Genomic DNA, 2202 nt, shown 5'->3' with positions numbered 1-2202 from the left:
GTCCTGGGCGAGGTGGTCCACCTCACGATGGTCTCATGCGGTCGGCGAGGACCCCACCGTCTCCCGCAGCCACTTATTCTCCCGCAGCTCCGGATGGGCGGCGGTGATCAGCCGGTACGCCTCGGCCTTGGCTCGGTCGGCGAGTTGTCGCAGTTCGAGCCAGGTGAGTTCCGCCGCCGCGGGGGCGTAGTTCGTCGTGAGGGTAACTGTTTCCGCTTCGCGGCTGAAGGAGAACACGTGCTGGGTCAGCGTCGTCTCCACCGCCACACAGCTTGCGGTCTTCAGCCGTCGCCTCGCGTACTCCAGCAGCAATGCGACATCGACCACGGTCAGTCCCGGCGTGCGCAGACTCAGGTCCACTCCGTGGATGATGCAGTGCACGTTCGCCAGGAAGAAGCTCGCCGAGAAGTCCGCGCCCGTGAGCTCCGGATGATCCGGCCGCTCCCGATTCTCCGCCAGCCAATCGGGCGACCAGGCGACGTCCTCGGCACAGGGCTCGAAGGCGAAGGTGATCACATCTTCCTCCTCTCCTACTGCCAGACGTCCTTGGGCTGCGCGCTCTTGAGATTGCCGAACTCGTCCACGAAGAGGCGGATGCCGTTCTGGCCTTGTACGCCTGTCGTGACGTCGTCGAAGGCATAGTCGATGCCCTGCGGGACCTCCTCGCCGAACTGGGCCGTCTCCTCGATGAACTTATTGAGCTTGCCGGCGTCGATCTCCTGCGCGAACACGTTCTGCATCTCACCCTTCGCGTGGTACTCGCCGCCCCACAGGTGCTTGTTCGCGATGTGCTCCAGCGCACCCTCCGAGATCGTACGGTGCCGCGGCATGGAATCATCCCAGACCGTCGTCACCACTGCCCGCATCGGACAGCGCGGACGTCTGATCCTGCCGCCCAGGCCCAGCGCGCTACCGGCATCGCCCAAGGCACTCAGGTCGCGGTGCGGACCAGGCCGAACGGATCCATCACCATCGAGCCGCTTTGGGCGGTGACGAACCGCCTGCGCGCCGAGTACACGGAGCTGCTGGACGGCCACCTGCCCACTGGACCGGCGCTGCTGGTCGCCGGCGGCCGCCACATTGACCCCGGCGTCGTCACCGACCTCGGGCCGGCCCTGCACCAGCTGCCCGACCGGAACCCCGGCACCGGGCGCCGGGGTAATCGGGACGATCGTGGGCCGGTGCTCACCTCCCGATCTGTCCTCGCCTGGCTCACTGCCGGGCACGGCACCCTCATCGTGGACGCGCTGCCGTACGGCGTTCTCCCCGAGGCTGCGGTCGCCGACCTGGTCACGCACCTGGCCCGGGCAGGGCACCACGAGCGTGCCGACGCGCTGCTCACCGACCTCGGTGTCCTCGGTGTCCGGATGCCCGGCTCGGCTAAGGCGGGGCTGGAAGTTCCAGGCCGTCGGTACCACGCTGTGCGAACGGTGGGCAGCCATCGCCCCGGAACTGGCCGGACACGTCGCGGCGATCGCCTTCGACGCCCACTCGGGCGGGCTCACCGTGTGCCCGAAGTCGACCTGGTGAGCCGCAGGCTCACCCGCGAATCAACCCACAACTGGCGCGACAGCTGAACGGCCGCAGGGCCGGCTCCTATGAATCACAGCAGGTAGGGCCACGAACTGACGCAATTCCGCTCCACGCTGATCTCGACCCACATCCCATCGACAGCAGAGGATGGCAGCGGGTCGGTGAGGTCGAAAAGGACGTGGGTTCCGGCCACTTCCAATGTGGCTCCACCATCGCCCGCCATGCCCAACCGTCAGCTCGGGCGAGCGCCGCCAGGTCTTCGAGGACCGGATCCGTGAGCATGTCGCTGGCGAGGCGGAGGACTTCGAGCGGCGGCGGAAACAGGCTGCCGCCGAGGAGGCGCGCCGCGATGTCGCTCGTGCGGCTGCCCAGGAGCGGGTAGAGCGTGAACGGGCGGCCGCGGCGGCCACCGACGCGGTGCGCCAGGCGCTGCCGTGCAAGGACTGCGGGCAGGAGCGGGCGGCCGGGTTGTGCGAGGCATGCGACTATCAGCGCCGGACTGAGGCGCTGATCGTGGAGGCCGGACTGGTCGCTGCGACCTGGTCAGCCGATCTGACCGACCCGGGCGACATCACCGCCGTCACCGACCACGTCCGCGCGGCGTTGGAGGCCGACGTCGAGGCCGCCCGCACGCAATTGACGGACCTGATTGAGCCGGTCGTGCTGGAG

3 protein-coding genes and 1 pseudogene are annotated in these 2202 nt (G+C 68.5%); 2 read left to right on the top strand and 2 right to left on the bottom strand.

Annotated features, from left to right (window positions below):
* Nucleotides 1–33 precede the first annotated feature (33 nt).
* Together ACFWN1_RS32990 and ACFWN1_RS32985 are read right to left on the bottom strand one after the other, a co-directional pair.
* A complete protein-coding gene (locus ACFWN1_RS32990) occupies nt 34–516 on the bottom strand; it encodes a hypothetical protein (protein WP_384370356.1) in 483 nt (160 codons plus the stop codon).
* Nucleotides 517–530: 14 nt separating this feature from the next.
* Nucleotides 531–830, bottom strand: a complete 300-nt coding sequence (locus ACFWN1_RS32985; protein ID WP_384370353.1) for a hypothetical protein — start codon at nt 828–830, stop codon at nt 531–533.
* Between the two features lie 159 nt (nt 831–989).
* Between ACFWN1_RS32985 and ACFWN1_RS32980 the strand changes: the two genes are divergently transcribed.
* Together ACFWN1_RS32980 and ACFWN1_RS32975 are read left to right on the top strand one after the other, a co-directional pair.
* The gene (locus ACFWN1_RS32980) at nt 990–1577 is read left to right on the top strand and encodes a hypothetical protein (protein WP_384370350.1); all 588 of its coding nucleotides are present in this window, start codon (nt 990–992) and stop codon (nt 1575–1577) included.
* Nucleotides 1578–1731: 154 nt separating this feature from the next.
* Nucleotides 1732–2202, top strand: a pseudogene (locus ACFWN1_RS32975) (hypothetical protein); the annotation flags it as partial.

The organism is Streptomyces sp. NPDC058459 (assembly GCF_042721685.1).
GTDB lineage: Bacteria > Actinomycetota > Actinomycetes > Streptomycetales > Streptomycetaceae > Streptomyces.
Note: the sequence above shows the minus strand (reverse complement) of the source record. Positions and strands in the feature narration are given on the sequence as shown.